Genomic DNA, 15657 nt, shown 5'->3' with positions numbered 1-15657 from the left:
GAGCAGGAGGCCCGAGATGGAAGATCAGCCCGGAAACACCCTGCCGACGGATCTCCCCGTCGACCCGGTCGAGGCGCTCGCGCTCGCCACCCGGGTCCTCGACGAGGCCACGCCCCGGTTCATCGAGGGCCTCGGAGCGCCGGGGGTCCAGACCAAGAGCAGTCGAACCGACTTCGCCACCGAGTTCGATCTGGAGCTCGAGCGCCGCATCTCCGATGAACTGCGTGAAGGCACCGGGCTCGAGGTCCACGGGGAGGAGTACGGCGGCCCTCCCATCAACACGGGCACGCTGTGGGTCGTCGACCCGATCGACGGCACCGCCAACTATTCACTCGGCATCCCCACGACGGGAATCCTGGTCTCGCTGGTCCACGAGAGCCAGCCGGTTCTGGGCCTGACGTGGCTGCCACTGCTGGGGTTGCGTTTCACGTCCGTGGCCGGCGGCCCGCTCCGGGAGAACGACGAGATCGTGCCCGCCCTGCCCGACGTGTCGATCCGCGACGTCGCGCTCGGTCTGGGCTCCCTCAACACCGGGGCCCGGGCCACCTACCCTCCGGCCTACCGCCGCGAGGTCTTCGAGCAGCTCACACTGGCCGCCGCCCGGACACGGAAGTTCGGTTCCACCGGGGTGGACCTCGCGTTCGTGGGCTCGGGCAGGCTGTCGGCCGCGGTGAGCTTCGGGAACTACGCCTGGGACAACGCGGCGGGCGCGTCGCATATCCGGGCCGCCGGGGGTGTGGTCACGGACCTGGCGGGCGAGCAGTGGTCCACCCGGTCGCAGTCGATCCTGGCGGCGTCCCCGCGGGCCCATGCCGAGGTCCTGGATACAGTCACGCAGCTCGGCGAGCCGGGCAATTTCTTCGAAGCGGGTCGTCGACGGGCGGCCCCGGAACCCGAGAGCCCTCGTCCGTGGCTCGAGGGAGGACGGTGAACCGATCATGACTCTTGCAACCCGAGTGATCCCCTGTCTGGACGTCGACGCGGGCCGTGTGGTCAAGGGGGTCAACTTCCTGGACCTGCGAGACGCCGGCGACCCGGTCGAGTTGGCGGCCGCCTACGGCGAGCAGGGAGCCGACGAGCTGACGTTTCTCGACGTGACCGCGTCGTCGTCCGGGCGCGGCACCATGATCGACGTGGTCAGGCGGACCGCCGAGCAGATCTTCATCCCGCTCACTGTCGGGGGCGGCGTCCGGACCGGGGACGACGTGAACCAGCTGCTGCGCGCCGGCGCCGACAAGGTCAGCGTCAACACCGCCGCCATCGCCCGCCCCGAGCTGCTCGGTGAGCTCAGCCGCCGCTTCGGCTCGCAGTGCATCGTCCTGTCGGTCGACGCACGCACCGTGCCGGAGGGTGAGCAGCCCACCCCGTCCGGTTGGGAGGTCACCACCCACGGCGGGCGCCGGGGGACCGGCATCGACGCGGTCGAGTGGGCGAAGCGTGGCCAGGAGCTCGGAGTGGGCGAGATCCTGCTCAACTCGATGGACGCGGACGGCACCAAGGCGGGCTTCGATCTGGCGATGCTGCGCGCGGTCCGCGAGGCGGTCAGCATCCCCGTCATCGCCTCGGGCGGGGCCGGGGCGGTGGAGCACTTCGCGCCCGCCGTCCACGCGGGCGCCGATGCGGTGCTCGCGGCCAGCGTGTTCCACTTCGGGGACATGACCGTCGGGGACGTCAAGAAGGCGATGGCGGCCGAGGGGATCACGGTCCGATGAGCGACCACGTCCTCGACCCGGCGATCGCCGGGCGACTCTCCCGCACGGAAGACGGCCTTGTCGCGGCGGTCGTCCAGGACGCGACGTCGAATCGCGTGCTCATGATGGCCTGGATGGACGACGCCGCCCTCGCCGAGACCCTCGCGACCCGTCGCGGGGTGTACTTCTCGCGCTCCCGCGGGCAGCGGTGGGTGAAGGGCGAGACCTCCGGGCACGTCCAGGCCGTGCGCAGCGTCGAGATCGACTGCGACGGCGACACCGTGCTGCTGCGCGTGGACCAGACGGGTGCGGCCTGCCACAACGGCACCACCAGCTGCTTCGACACCGCCACACTTCTCCGGGAGGACTGAGCCCAGTGCCCTTCATCCAGATCAACCAGCTCGCCGGCATGCCCGCCGCGGACAAAGCCCGTGTCATCGACGCGGTGACCGCGGCCTACGCCGAGGCAGCGGGCAAGGACGCTGCCAAGGTGTGGGTCCATGTCGCCGACATGCCTCACGACTCCTTCGGCGTGGGGGGCAGGGTTCTCGGATGAGCACCCGGACCACGACTCTCGAGCAGTTCCGGGCCCTGGCGGCCGGACACCGTGTGGTGCCGGTCGTCCGTACGGTCCTCGCCGATTCCGAGACCCCGCTGTCGGCCTACGCCAAGCTCGCCGACGACAGGCCGGGCACGTTCCTGCTCGAGTCGGCCGAGCACGGCAGGTCGTGGTCGCGGTGGTCGTTCATCGGCTGCGGTGCGGCCGCTGCGCTGACGGTCGATGAGGCGGGTGAGGCGACCTGGTGGGGGAGCGTGCCCGCCGGGGCGCCGACGGGCGGCGACCCGTTGACGGCGCTGCGCCGCACTCTCGAACTGCTGCGCACGGACCAGATCGAGGGCCTGCCGCCGCTGACCTCCGGCATGGTGGGCTATCTCGGTTACGACATCGTGCGCAGGCTCGAACGGATCGAGCCGGACACGACAGACGACCTGCAGGTGCCCGAACTGGTGCAGTTGCTGGCCACGGACCTGGCCGCGTTCGATCACCACGAGGGGCGCATCCATCTCATCGCCAACGCCGTCAACTGGGACGGTAGCGATGAGCGGATCGAGCAGGCCTACGAGGACGCGGTGGCCAGAGTGGAGTCGATGACGGCCCGACTCGCCGCTCCCGGGAGCGGCGGGGTCAGCGTGTTCGACGCCGCGACGCCCGAGGTCCGACGCCGCATCGATGAGCAGACCTACCACTCCCGCGTCGCGAACATCATCGAGCAGATCCACGCCGGCGAGTCGTTCCAGGTGGTGATCAGCCAGCGGTTCGAGGTGGACACCTCGGCCTCGCCGCGGGACGTCTACCGGATCCTGCGTACCACCAACCCCAGCCCGTACATGTTCCTGATGACCATCCCGGACGGCTCCGGCGAGGACGGGTTCGGTGGCACGGCGTTCACGATCGTCGGCTCGAGTCCCGAGGCGTTGGTGACGGTCACCGACCGGATGGCGACGACGCACCCGATCGCGGGAACGAGGCCCCGGGGCGACGACGACGAGCACGACGCCCTGCTCGCCAAGGATCTGGTGGACGACGCCAAGGAGAATGCCGAGCACCTCATGCTCGTCGACCTCGGCCGGAACGACCTGGGCCGGGTCTGCGAGCCGGGCACGGTGACCGTGACCGAGTTCCGTGAGGTGGAGCGGTACAGCCACGTCATGCACCTCGTGTCCACGGTGACCGGGAGGCTGGCCGACGGACGTTCGGGCATCGACGCGGTGACCGCCTGCTTCCCGGCCGGCACCCTCTCCGGCTCGCCCAAGCCGCGTGCACTGCAGATCATCGAGGATCTCGAGGACACCCGCCGTGGGGTGTACGGGGGAGTGGTCGGATACGTCGATTTCGCGGGCAACACCGATCAGGCGATCGCTATCCGGTCGGCGGTGATCAAGGACGGCACCGCCTACGTCCAGGCGGGCGCGGGGATCGTCGCGGACTCCGTGGCGGCCGCCGAGGACGAGGAGTGCCGCAACAAGGCGATGGCGGTCCTGCGCGCCGTGGCGTCCGCGGAGACGCTGCGGGACGCCGCGGACCCGGGCCTCGCGGACCGGATCGACGAGGGGGAGTCGCGGTGACGCAGCGTGCGCGCCTTCTGGTCCCCGTCGTCCTGCTTCTCGTGGCCGCGGTTCTGTTGTGGCTGGCCTCCCGGGCCACCTGGCTCGAGGTGGTGGCCTTCAACGACCAGTCGGGCGAGGTCGTCCGGAGCCTGACCGGGAGCGATTGGCAGCCCGCCCTGGTGCCCTTGGCGCTCGGTGCGGTAGCGGCGATCGCCGCCGTCGCCCTGGTGCGGGGAATCGGTGCACGGGTTATCGGCGCGGTCATCGCACTGCTGGGCCTCGCAGCGGTGTTGCTGGTGCTCTCCGGCGTGGGCGACATCGACACTGATCGAGCCCACTCGGTCGTCACGAGCAGCGAGGGGCAGGCCCGTACGGACGCGGGACCGGGTGCCGAGGGGTCGGCAGCGGTCCCGGAGTGGTCGCAGATCACCGAGATCTCCGCGCGGGCGGCAGGCCCCGCGGCGACCGGCGCTGGCGCGTTCGCGCTCCTGGCCGCCGGCGTCGTCGTCATCCTCCGGCCGGCGCGGGCGGTGAGCCGCGACGATCGGTACGTCACGCCCGCCGCCCGTCGACAGGACGCCGCTACGACTGTTGAGTCGGATCCCGACTCCGGCCGTGACCTGTGGCAGGACCTGGATGACGGGCGCGATCCGACAGTGTGACGGACCCGCGGGGCGGACCCGATTCGGGAACCTCGCCGCGGACCTCTATTGTTGATCTCGATCACACTTTTCCCCCATTTCTACTGAGGGAGGTCACGGTGGGCACCGTGCTCGACTCGATTCTCGACGGGGTCCGCGAGGACGTCGCGGCCCGCGAGGCGGTTATCGACCTGGAGTCGGTGAAGAAGGCGGCCAAATCCGCCCCCGCACCGCGCGACGCGCTCAAGGTGCTGCGTGACCCTGGTGTCGGGGTCATCGCCGAAGTGAAGCGGGCGAGCCCGTCCAAGGGGCAGCTCGCCGACATCCCGGATCCCGCCGTGCTGGCCCGGATGTACGAGGACGGTGGCGCGCGGATCATCTCCTGCCTGACCGAGGAGCGCCGGTTCAACGGCAGCCTGGCGGATCTCGACGCCGTGCGCCGTGCCGTGGACATTCCCGTGCTGCGTAAGGACTTCGTCGTGGGTCCGTACCAGATCCACGAGGCCCGGGCGCACGGAGCGGACCTGGTCCTGCTCATCGTCGCGGCGCTCGAGCAGGAGGCGCTGGTCTCGCTGCTCGACCGTACGGAGTCCCTGGGCATGACCGCACTGGTGGAGGTGCACACCGAGGAGGAGGCGGACCGCGCTCTCGAGGCCGGTGCCACGATCATCGGGGTCAACGCCCGCAACCTCAAGACCCTCGAGGTCGACCGTGACGTGTTCTCCCGCATCGCACCTGGCCTGCCGTCGGGTGTCGTGAAGATCGCGGAGTCCGGCGTTCGCGACGCCTCGGATCTGCTGGCGTACGCGAGTGTGGGCGCGGACGCGGTCCTCGTGGGCGAGGGCCTGGTGACCCAGGGCGATCCGCGGGCGGCGTGCAACTCGCTGGCCACGGCGGGTGCCCACCCCTCCTGCCCGCAGGGACCCCGGTAGGCCTTCTGCGCAGGCTTCCGGCAGACTGGGACCGTGAATTCCTACGATCTGCCACCACTTCCCACGATGGGGGACGTTCTGCGTACCCCCACCGACCACGAGCCCGATCAAAAGGGCCACTGGGGGCTGTTCGGCGGACGCTATGTCCCCGAGGCGCTCATGGCGGTGATCGACGAGGTGACCGACGCCTACGGCAAGGCGCGCGCAGACGAGGGATACCTCGGGGAGCTGGACCGGTTGCAGCGTCACTACTCCGGACGCCCGTCACCGCTGTACGAGGCGGAGCGGTTCGGTGCCGAGGTGGGCGCCCGCGTGTTCCTCAAGCGTGAGGATCTCAACCACACGGGCTCGCACAAGATCAACAACGTTCTCGGGCAGGCGCTGCTGGCCCAGCGGATGGGCAAGTCGCGGGTGATCGCCGAGACGGGCGCCGGTCAGCACGGTGTCGCCACGGCCACCGCGTGCGCGCTGCTGGGGCTCGAGTGCAAGGTCTACATGGGCGCGGTCGACGTGCGGCGCCAGGCGCTGAACGTGGCCCGGATGCGGCTGCTGGGCGCGGAGGTCGAGGCGGTGGAGATCGGCTCGGCCACGCTCAAGGACGCCATCAACGAGGCCATGCGGGACTGGGTGTCCCGGGCGGATGACACCTACTACGCCTTCGGCACGGCAGCCGGGCCCCATCCGTTCCCGGCGATGGTCCGTGATTTCCAGCGGATCGTGGGAACGGAAGCGCGAGCGCAGATGCTCGACCAGGCCGGCAGGCTCCCTGACGCGGCGGTCGCGTGCGTCGGCGGCGGCTCCAACGCGATCGGCCTGTTCCATCCGTTCATCGACGACGCCTCGGTACGACTCGTGGGCTGCGAGGCCGGCGGGGACGGTGTGGACACCGGGCGGACCGCGGCCACCGTCAACGCCGGCCGCCCGGGCGTCTTCCAGGGCTCGTACGCGCACCTGATGCAGGACGCGGACGGCCAGACCATCGAGTCGCATTCCATCTCCGCGGGTTTGGACTACCCCGGTGTCGGGCCGGAGCACTCACACCTGTCCGAGGTCGGCCGGGCCGAGTACCGCCCGGTCACGGACTCGCAGGCCATGGATGCCTTCGCCCAGCTGTGCCGCACCGAGGGCATCATCCCGGCGATCGAGTCCGCGCACGCGGTCGCGGGCGCGGCCCAGCTCGCCGCCGAGGGCGTCGGGCTGATCCTGGTCAACGTGTCGGGTCGAGGAGACAAGGACGTCGACACCGCCGCCCGGTGGTTCGGCTTGTTGGACGGGGGCGCCCCGCCCGAGGCCGGGGTTGATTCACGCCAGACCGACGACGACGGCGAGGGTGCGTACGCGGACGGGGGAGTCGAGGGATGAGCGTTCTCAGTGACGTGTTCGAGCGGTGCCGGGCCGAGGACCGGGCCGCGCTCATCGGGTACTACCCGGCCGGGTATCCGACACTCGAGGGATCGATCGAGGCCGTGCGCACGATGGTGGCCAATGGGTGCGATGTCGTCGAGGTGGGTATCCCGTACTCCGACCCGATGATGGACGGCCCGACCATCCAGGCGGCCGCCAACACCGCGCTCGAGGCCGGCTTCCGGGTTCGCGACACCTTCGAGGTGGTCCGCGCCGTCGCCGAGGCCGGCGCCGTGCCGGCGGTGATGAGCTACTGGAATCCGATCCTGCAGTACGGCGTGGAGCGGTTCGCCGCCGACTTCGCCGAGGCCGGTGGAGCCGGAGTGATCACCCCGGACCTCATCCCGGACGAGGCGGACGAGTGGATCGCGGCCACCGATGCGCATGGCGTGGACAGGGTATTCCTGGTCGCGCCGTCGTCCACGCCGGAGCGCCTCGCCATGACGCTGGCGCAGACCGGCGGGTTCGTCTATGTCCAGGCGGTCATGGGTGTGACCGGCGCCCGTGACGTCGTCACGGACGCCCCCGAGGTGCTCACGGCCCGTGTGCGCGAGCTCTCGGGTCTGGCCTGTGGCGTCGGACTCGGGGTCCGCAACGGCGACCAGGCCGCGGAGATCGCCTCGTACGCCGACGGCGTGATCGTCGGTTCCGCGTTGATCACCGCCGCGTTGGAGGGACTCGGGGAACTGGGCCGACTCACCGCCGAGCTCGCCGAGGGCGTGCGCCGGCCGGGGCGTCCGTCATGATCTCCAGTCCGCCGCAGGGGGTGTGGGAGATCGGGCCGCTGCCGCTGCGCGCCTATGCGCTGTGGATCATCCTCGGGATCGTCGTGGCGATCTGGTGGGGCGAGAAGCGCTGGGTTTCCCGCGGCGGTCGGGCCGGCGTGGTCATCGACACCGCGTTGTGGGCCATTCCCTTCGGACTGATCGGCGGCCGCGTCTATCACGTCGCGACCGACTGGTACCGCTACTTCGGTGAGGGGAAGAACCCCGTCGACGCGCTGAAGATCTGGGACGGCGGCCTCGGGATCTGGGGCGCCGTCCTGTTCGGCGCGCTCGGTGCCTACATCGGCCTGCGGCAACAGGGCATCCGTGCCATCGGCGCGTTCGGCGACTCCGTGGCGCCCGGCATCGTGTTGGCGCAGGGCATCGGCCGACTGGGCAACTACTTCAACCAGGAGCTCTACGGTCGCGAGACCGATGTGCCGTGGGCGTTGGAGATCTACCAACGTTACGACGAGACCTACGGCTACTCCGAGACCATCGGGCGATCCACCGGCCAGGTGCTCGCGACCGTCCATCCCACGTTCCTCTACGAGCTGGTGTGGAACGTTCTCGTGGCGGTCGTCCTGGTATTGGTCGACCGCCGGTTCCGGCTCGGCCACGGCCGCGTCTTCGCCCTGTACGTGGCGCTGTACTGCTTCGGTCGGTTCTGGGTGGAGCTCATGCGCGCCGACGAAGCGACACTGGTGTTCGGTCTCCGCATCAACACCATCGTCTCGGTGGTCGTGATGGTGGTGGCGCTGATCTACGTCTGGCGGGCCCGTCGGGGCCGCGAGGAACCCGCGGAGCTGCGAGCTGCGGACGAGGCCGACACCGTCGCCTCGGACAACACTGTCGCCTCGGACAACACCGTCCCCTCGGACAACGCCGACGACCCGGCACCCGGCCGTGCCGGCGCCGACTCGCACCGCCCGGCGGGAGGCGACAACACCGGATAGTCGGGGGAAGCACCCCCGTTGGCCGGTCGTTGACGTCCGGTTCACCGGCAGTCCGACCGAGGGGACTAGATTGGTCCGGGTGAACCGTCGTACGAAGATCGTCTGCACCCTGGGTCCCGCCGTCGCCTCCGAAGCCGGCATCCGTGAACTCGTCGACGCCGGAATGGACGTCGCGCGACTGAATTTCAGTCACGGCGAGCATTCCGATCACGAGACGAACTACCGCTGGGTCCGTAAGGCCTCGGACGAGTCCGGCCGCGCGGTGGGCGTGCTCGCCGACCTCCAGGGGCCCAAGATCCGGCTCGGCCGCTTCATCGAGGGCAGCCACGTCTGGGCGGAGGGCGACCGCGTGGTCATCACCGTCGCGGAGGTCGAGGGCACCAAGGAGCGCGTCTCCACCACCTACAAGGGGCTCGCGGATGACGCGCGCCCCGGCGACCGGCTGCTCGTGGATGACGGCAACATCGGCCTCACCGTCGAGCGGGTCGAGGGAGAGGATGTGCACTGCCTGGTCACGGAGGGCGGCACGGTCTCCAACAACAAGGGCGTCTCCCTGCCCGGAATGAACGTCTCGGTCCCCGCGCTGAGTGAGAAGGACATCGCGGACCTGCGTTTCGCGCTCGAGTTGGGCGTGGACTTCATCGCGTTGTCGTTCGTCCGTTCCCCGGCCGACGTCGACCTGGTGCACGAGATCATGGATGAGGTCGGCATCCATGCGCCGGTCATCGCCAAGCTGGAGAAGCCCGAGGCCATCAAGAACCTCGAAGCCATCGTGCTGGCGTTCGACGCGATCATGGTCGCCCGTGGTGATCTCGGCGTGGAGTTGCCGCTCCAGGAGGTGCCGCTCGTCCAGAAGCGGGCCATCCAGATCGCCCGTGAGAACGCCAAGCCCGTGATCGTCGCGACCCAGATGCTGGAGTCGATGATCGGGAACTCCCGGCCGACTCGGGCGGAGGCGTCTGACGTGGCCAACGCAGTGCTCGACGGCGCGGACGCGGTGATGCTGTCCGGGGAGACCTCCGTGGGCAAGTACCCGATCGACGCGGTGCGGACGATGTCGTCGATCGCCCTCGCCGTCGAGTCGGACTCCACCGCGGCGCCGGACCTCGTCCACATCCCGCGCACGAAGCGCGGCGTGATCTCGTACTCGGCCAAGGAGATCGGCGAGCGGCTGGGGGCGAAGGCTCTGGTCGCGGTCACCTCCACCGGTGACACCGTGCGGCGGTTGGCGCGTCTGCACAGTCACCTGCCGCTCATCGCGATCACCGGCGACCCGAGGATCCGCAGCCAGCTGGCGTTGACGTGGGGCACCGAGACGTTCCTCACCGACCGGATCAACGACACCGCGGAGGTCGTCAAGGTCACCGATGAGATGTTGCTCCCGCTCGAGGGCTACAACGAGGACGATCTCATCGTGCTCGTGGCCGGGAACGTGCCGGGCGTCGAGGGGTCGACGAACTTCATCCTGGTCCACCGGATGGGCGAGGCCGACCACTGATCACTGTCGGATAACGTCGCGTAGGTGCCGGTCAGCAGTTCGCTGACCGGCATCTTTGCGCCTATTTGTTTTTTTGGCGTGACAGCACCGATACAGTTCTGTTACCTTTTTGGAGGCCACCGGGGAAGCCGGTCGGCCCTCTGCTCTACCCCGCAACAGACTTTGAGGTTTCCCTGATGACCGACGCCACTCGCATCCCCTTCGCCGAGCTCGCCGACCGGCTCGGTGTCGATGGCTCCGTTGCGGCCACCGGCCGTCACCGTGCAGTTCGTTCGTCGGCCCGGATGGGTCGCCTCGTCGCCGGCGCCGTCGCCGGTGCAGCTCTCTCCGGTGGCGTCGCCATGGCCGCCGCTCCCGCCGCCTCCGCCCAGTCGGCGGAGGTCAATCCCGACCAGCTCGCCGAGATGGCACAGGGTGTGATCCAGGGCATCGGGCTGAACGAGCAGCAGCTGCGCGACTACGCGAACGACTTCGCGATCGATCCGTCCATGCTCGGCTCGCTGGGCGTCCCGGGCGTCGGGGGCGCACACGCACCCACCCACGGCCCCATCACCTCGGGCTTCGGCCCGCGGTGGGGCACGTTCCACAACGGCACCGACTTCGGGGCGCCCATCGGCACCCCGATGTACGCCGCCAAGTCCGGCCAGGTCGTCGCCGCAGGGCCCGCGTCCGGTTACGGCCTGTGGATCCGGATCCAGACCGATGACGGCGAGCTGCTGGAGTACGGCCACAACGACACGAACTACGTCTCCGTCGGCCAGCGCGTCAACGCCGGCCAGGTCATCGGCACCGTCGGCAACCGCGGATACTCGACCGGCCCGCACCTGCACTTCGGCGTCCGCAACGCCGCCGGCCAGTGGATCGATCCGGTGCCGTGGCTGCGCGGCAACGGCGTCGTCGTCTGATACTTCGGCCCGGCTCGACACCTGATCTCGCGCCCCGTCTCCCACCCGGGAGGCGGGGCGCGAGCTGTTGTCGCGCCACCGGTCGGGCTTTCTGACACAGTGGTGCGGGAGTATTCAGATCTAGCGGAGAGGCGATCAATGTCGCAGACCGTCAAGGGCGTCATCGCCCGCAGCAAGGGGGCCGAGGTCGAGCTGGTCGACATCGTGGTCCCCGACCCCGGACCGAACGACGTCATCGTCCGCGTGCAGGCGTGTGGGGTCTGCCATACGGACCTCGCGTACCGCGACGGCGGGATCAACGACGAGTACCCGTTCCTGCTCGGCCACGAGGCCGCGGGCATCGTGGAGACCGTGGGCGAGCGCGTCACGCACGTGGCCGAGGGCGATTTCGTGGTTCTCAACTGGCGCGCGGTGTGCGGCGAGTGCCGGGCCTGTAAGCGCGGCCAGCAGCAGTACTGCTTCGCGACCCACAACGCCTCCGGGAAGATGACGCTGACCGACGGCACCGAGCTCACGCCCGCGCTCGGTATCGGCGCGTTCATCGACAAGACGATCGTGCACGAGGGCCAGTGCACCAAGGTGGATCCGTCGGCCGATCCGGCCGTAGCGGGCCTGCTCGGATGCGGCGTGATGGCCGGCATCGGCGCCGCCGTCAACACCGGCGGCGTGAGCCGTGGCCAGTCGGTCGCGGTCATCGGGTGTGGCGGAGTGGGCGTCGCGGCCATCGTCGGCGCCCGGCTCGCCGGCGCCTCGACGATCGTGGCGGTCGATATCGATGACACCAAGCTCGAATGGGCCAAGGACTTCGGCGCCACCCACACGGTCAACTCGCGAGGGACGGACCCGGTGACGGCGATCCAGGAGCTCACCGGAGGGTTCGGCGCGGACGTGGTGATCGATGCGGTCGGTCGTCCGGAGACCTACGAGCAGGCCTTCTACGCGCGAGACCTCGCCGGGACCGTGGTCCTGGTCGGCGTCCCGACCCCGGAGATGCGACTCGAGATGCCGTTGCTCGACTTCTTCGGTCGTGGCGGCTCCCTCAAGTCCTCGTGGTACGGGGACTGCCTGCCGGAGCGCGACTTCCCGATGCTCGTCGATCTGCACCTGCAGGGTCGTCTGCCGTTGGACAAGTTCGTCTCGGAGCGGATCGGTATCGACGCGGTCGAGGCGGCGTTCGATGCGATGAAGGCGGGCTCTGTCCTGCGATCGGTGGTGACGTTGTGAGCGAGACCTACACCAGTGCCAGCCACACCGGCGGGCTGCGTATCGAGAAGGTCGTCACGAGCGGGATCTTCGCGCTCGACGGCGGCGAATGGGAGGTGGACAACAACATCTGGATCCTCGGTGACGATTCCGAGGTGTTCGTGATCGACGCCGCCCACACCGCTCAGCCGATCATCGACGCGGTGGCCGGACGCAAGGTCAAGGGCATCCTGTGTTCGCACGCCCACAACGACCACATCACGGTGGCCCCCGAGTTGTCCGAGAAACTCGACGCCCCGATTCTGGTGCACCCCGGCGATCAGATGCTGTGGGACGAGACCCATCCCGACGTGTCCCACGGAGACCTCGCGGACGGTCAGAAGCTGGAGATCGCGGGCACGCGGGTCGACGTCATGAACACCCCCGGTCATTCGCCGGGATCATGTGTTTTCCATGTCCCCGAGGCGGGAGTCCTGTTCTCCGGTGACACCCTGTTCTCCGGGGGGCCGGGCGCCACCGGGCGTTCGTATTCGGACTTCCCGACCATCATCACCTCGATCCGGGAGCGCATCCTCACCCTGCCAGCCGAGACACTCGTGCACACCGGCCACGGCGACGGCACCAAGGTCGGGGACGAGTCCCCGCACCTGGAGGAGTGGATCCGACGCGGGCACTGATCCGCACCTCGCACAGTGACGGGCGCGTCGGGCAGGATGGTTCCTGTCCGACGCGCCCGTCCGTGGGTGCCGGCCCGGCGAACACCGGTCCGCGACCAGGTCGGGCCTCGCGAGGAGGAACACCACACATGGCCAGGGTCACCGCCACCAACACCATCGTCATCGAGGCGCCAGTCGAGGCCGTGACCACGGCTATCGCCGACTATGCGGGCGTGCGCCCACGCATCCAGCCCGAGCAGTTCAGCGCCTACCGGCTTATCGAGGGCGGGCAGGGCCAGGGCACCGTCGCCGCCTGGCACCTCCAGGCCACCAAGAAGCGCAGCCGCGACGTCAAGGTGAGCGTCACGGTCGAGGACGCCGCCGGACACTGGTCACTCGTGGAGCAGGACGCGAACTCCTCCATGGCCACGACCTACACCGTGCGGGAGGCCACCGGCGGTTCGCTGGTCGAGATGACCACCTCGTGGGACGGCGCCGGGGGAGTCGGTGGCTTCTTCGAGCGCACCTTCGCCCCGGCCGGCCTCAAGCGGATCCAGCACGAGCTGCTGACCAACCTCAAGGCCGACGCCGAGAAGTAGGGTGCGCAGTCAGAACGGGGAGCCCGCCGGACGGTAGCGTTCGTCCGGTCGGCGGGCCTGCTCGGTCGGGGCCCGGGCAGGCCCGCCGGGTGTCCGCGCCTCAGCGGGCCGGGTCGGGCGGGGAACTGCTCGTCGTCGTCGCCCCTCCGGCCCCGCGGGGGTCGGTCGCTCCGCCCACGTCCGGAGTCTCCGGACCGTCCGCCACGACCGGGGCTGGAGTGGCGGCGACCTCCGCGGCCTCCGGATGTGTGCCGGAGGCCGCGGCCGCTGCAGCGGCCCGGGCGGCGTCCGCCTGCGGTGAGGTCGTCCGCAGCACGATGCGGGGCAGGAAGAACAGGACCACCGTGGCGATGACGGCCAGGATCCCGGCCACCAGGTAGATGCTGGACATGCTCAGCGCGTAGCCCTGCTCGAACGGGTACGCGACGGCAGCCGGGAGACGGTTGATCACGGCGGAATCCTTGGTCGCGGCCTCGAGCGCCCCCCGCCGCCCCGCCGCCGGGATCCGCGAGGGCCTCCAGGATCGAGTAGGCCTCCTTGTCCTGCCGCAGTGACGGGTCGGCCAGACCTTCCCGGATCCCGCGTGCGAGGCTGCCGTTCTTCTCCGCGATCTCGAGCTGGTCGCGGATCGCCCCTCCGACGCGGCTGAACAGGATGGACAGGAAGACCGCGACGCCGGCGGTGCCGCCGAGCTGACGGAAGAACGTGGCAGCGGCGGTGGCCACGCCGATCTCCTGGGGCCTCGCCGTGCTCTGGATGATCAGGGTCAGCGGCTGCATGCAGTTACCCAGGCCGATCCCCATGATGAACATGTAGGCCATCACCAGCCACAGCGAGGTGTGGGCATCGATTGTCGATAGCAGGAACAGCCCCACCGCGGCGATGGCGGTACCGGCGATCGGGTACCCGCGGATGTAGCCGGTCTTGGAGATGAGCTGGCCCGAGACGATCGAGGCGCCCATCATGCCCACCACGAGCGGCAGCATCATGAGACCGGACTTCATAGGGTCGGCGCCGTGCACGATCTGCATGTACAGCGGCAGGGTCATCAGCCCCCCGAACATGGCCATGCCCACGATGACGCTGCCGATGGTGATGATCGTGAACGTGCGATCGCGGAACAGCCTCAAGGGGATCAGGGCGTGGTCGCCGGCGCGGGCCTCGACGATGACGAACACGCCGATGCCCAGAACACCGACGATGTAGCACACCAGCGCGATGGGCGAGCCCCAACCCCACGTGCTGCCCTGCTCGGCGACGACCAGCAGCGGGACGAGCGCCACGATGATGGCGGCCGCGCCCGCCCAGTCCACCCGCTGCTGCACCCGCACGTTCTTCACGTTGAGGGTGAGGATGACCATGGTCAGTGCGATCGCCCCGATCGGGACGTTGACCAGGAAGACCCACCGCCACCCGGCGATGCCCAGGATGGAACTCGTACCGGCGAAGAACCCGCCGATGAGCGGGCCGAGCACCGACGACGTGGCGAAGACCGCCAGCATGTAGCCCTGGTACTTGGCGCGCTCGCGGGGCGGGAGGATGTCACCGAGAATGGCCAGCGACAGCGACATCAGGGCGCCCGCGCCGAGGCCCTGGAAACCGCGGAACGCGGCGAGTTCGTACATCGACGTGGAGGACGAGCTCAGTATCGAACCGGCCACGAAGATGATGATGCCCACGATGAAGAACGGCTTGCGTCCGTAGATGTCGGACAACTTCCCGTACAGGGGTGTCGAGATGGTCGACGTCAGCAGGTACGCCGTGGTGACCCATGCCTGGGCGCTGAGCCCGTCCAGGTCGTCGGCGATGGTCCGGATCGCCGTCGAGACCACGGTCTGGTCGAGGCTGGACAGGAACATCGCGGCCATGAGGCCGGCGAGGATGACGAGTATCTGTCTGCGGCTCAGTTCACTGCCGTCGGAACCACTCTGGTCGGTACCACCGCGGTCGTCGCCTGTGTCGGGTGCCACGGATTTCGGGGTCGTCAACGAGTCTCCTCTTACGGATCAGGGATCCGGGAAGCGGCGCCCCGCAGAGAACGGCGGGGAGCAGCCGGATGCCACGCGAATATATGTGGGGTCCATGCCGTCCGACGTCGAATGACGGTCCGGGGGACACGTCTGACGGACAGGGCGGGAGAGGGTCGGCCGTACGTGGTGCCCCCGGTCGGACTCGAACCGACACTGGACGGGTTTTGAATCCGATCTAGACCTGTTGTCCCAGGTGGGGGAGTTGTGGCCGATATTGACGATAATGCTTCTACCTGCGGTAACGCGGTGTCGCTTATTGGCGGGTGAAG

General features: G+C 69.3%; 15 protein-coding genes and 1 pseudogene. 15 read left to right on the top strand and 1 reads right to left on the bottom strand.

All coding sequences use genetic code 11. The annotated features are described in order from the left end of the window. Positions 1-16 precede the first annotated feature (16 nt). The 15 genes from ACWIE7_RS11090 (at position 17) to ACWIE7_RS11020 (ending at position 13358) form a co-directional block, all read left to right on the top strand. Positions 17-931, top strand: coding sequence for an inositol monophosphatase family protein (locus tag ACWIE7_RS11090; protein ID WP_454058665.1), 915 nt, complete (start codon positions 17-19; stop codon positions 929-931). 7 nt (positions 932-938) lie between these two features. Next, positions 939-1712, top strand: coding sequence for an imidazole glycerol phosphate synthase subunit HisF (gene hisF / locus ACWIE7_RS11085; RefSeq protein WP_452100168.1), 774 nt, complete (start codon positions 939-941; stop codon positions 1710-1712). Then, positions 1709-2062, top strand: a complete 354-nt coding sequence (gene hisI / locus ACWIE7_RS11080) for a phosphoribosyl-AMP cyclohydrolase (RefSeq protein WP_452100167.1) — start codon at positions 1709-1711, stop codon at positions 2060-2062. Before hisF ends, hisI begins: the two co-directional genes overlap by 4 nt. Positions 2063-2067: 5 nt before the next feature. Further along, a complete protein-coding gene (locus ACWIE7_RS11075) occupies positions 2068-2247 on the top strand; it encodes a tautomerase family protein (protein WP_230931280.1) in 180 nt (59 codons plus the stop codon). Further along, entirely contained in the window at positions 2244-3818 is a 1575-nt protein-coding gene (locus ACWIE7_RS11070; RefSeq protein WP_454069269.1) for an anthranilate synthase component I, read from the top strand. Before ACWIE7_RS11075 ends, ACWIE7_RS11070 begins: the two co-directional genes overlap by 4 nt. Beyond that, the gene (locus ACWIE7_RS11065) at positions 3815-4462 is read left to right on the top strand and encodes a TIGR02234 family membrane protein (protein WP_454058667.1); all 648 of its coding nucleotides are present in this window, start codon (positions 3815-3817) and stop codon (positions 4460-4462) included. Before ACWIE7_RS11070 ends, ACWIE7_RS11065 begins: the two co-directional genes overlap by 4 nt. A 98-nt stretch (positions 4463-4560) precedes the next feature. Beyond that, entirely contained in the window at positions 4561-5373 is an 813-nt protein-coding gene (gene trpC / locus ACWIE7_RS11060; protein WP_454069268.1) for an indole-3-glycerol phosphate synthase TrpC, read from the top strand. A gap of 66 nt (positions 5374-5439) precedes the next feature. Continuing rightward, entirely contained in the window at positions 5440-6735 is a 1296-nt protein-coding gene (trpB, locus tag ACWIE7_RS11055; RefSeq protein ID WP_452100204.1) for a tryptophan synthase subunit beta, read from the top strand. Further along, entirely contained in the window at positions 6732-7523 is a 792-nt protein-coding gene (gene trpA / locus ACWIE7_RS11050; RefSeq protein ID WP_454069267.1) for a tryptophan synthase subunit alpha, read from the top strand. The genes trpB and trpA overlap by 4 nt, the downstream gene beginning before the upstream one ends. Then, positions 7520-8497 carry a prolipoprotein diacylglyceryl transferase gene (gene lgt / locus ACWIE7_RS11045; RefSeq protein ID WP_454069266.1) on the top strand — a complete coding sequence of 326 codons (978 nt, stop codon included), beginning with the start codon at positions 7520-7522 and terminating at the stop codon, positions 8495-8497. The genes trpA and lgt overlap by 4 nt, the downstream gene beginning before the upstream one ends. A gap of 79 nt (positions 8498-8576) precedes the next feature. Beyond that, positions 8577-9995, top strand: coding sequence for a pyruvate kinase (pyk, locus tag ACWIE7_RS11040; protein ID WP_452100161.1), 1419 nt, complete (start codon positions 8577-8579; stop codon positions 9993-9995). Between the two features lie 176 nt (positions 9996-10171). Continuing rightward, entirely contained in the window at positions 10172-10900 is a 729-nt protein-coding gene (locus tag ACWIE7_RS11035; RefSeq protein WP_452100160.1) for a M23 family metallopeptidase, read from the top strand. A gap of 138 nt (positions 10901-11038) precedes the next feature. Continuing rightward, complete coding sequence (locus ACWIE7_RS11030; RefSeq protein WP_454058668.1) at positions 11039-12124, top strand: S-(hydroxymethyl)mycothiol dehydrogenase; 1086 nt, start codon at positions 11039-11041, stop codon at positions 12122-12124. Beyond that, positions 12121-12780, top strand: coding sequence for an MBL fold metallo-hydrolase (locus ACWIE7_RS11025; RefSeq protein ID WP_454058669.1), 660 nt, complete (start codon positions 12121-12123; stop codon positions 12778-12780). The genes ACWIE7_RS11030 and ACWIE7_RS11025 overlap by 4 nt, the downstream gene beginning before the upstream one ends. Positions 12781-12908: 128 nt before the next feature. Next, complete coding sequence (locus tag ACWIE7_RS11020; protein WP_230931270.1) at positions 12909-13358, top strand: SRPBCC family protein; 450 nt, start codon at positions 12909-12911, stop codon at positions 13356-13358. Between the two features lie 100 nt (positions 13359-13458). Here ACWIE7_RS11020 and ACWIE7_RS11015 read toward each other — a convergent pair. Beyond that, a pseudogene (locus ACWIE7_RS11015) lies at positions 13459-15226 on the bottom strand (MDR family MFS transporter). Positions 15227-15657: the final 431 nt, after the last annotated feature.

The sequence above is a fragment of the Dietzia sp. NPDC055343 genome, assembly GCF_053645265.1.
The sequence above is the reverse complement of the archived record's forward strand: the minus strand, read 5'-3'. Positions and strand labels throughout refer to the sequence as shown.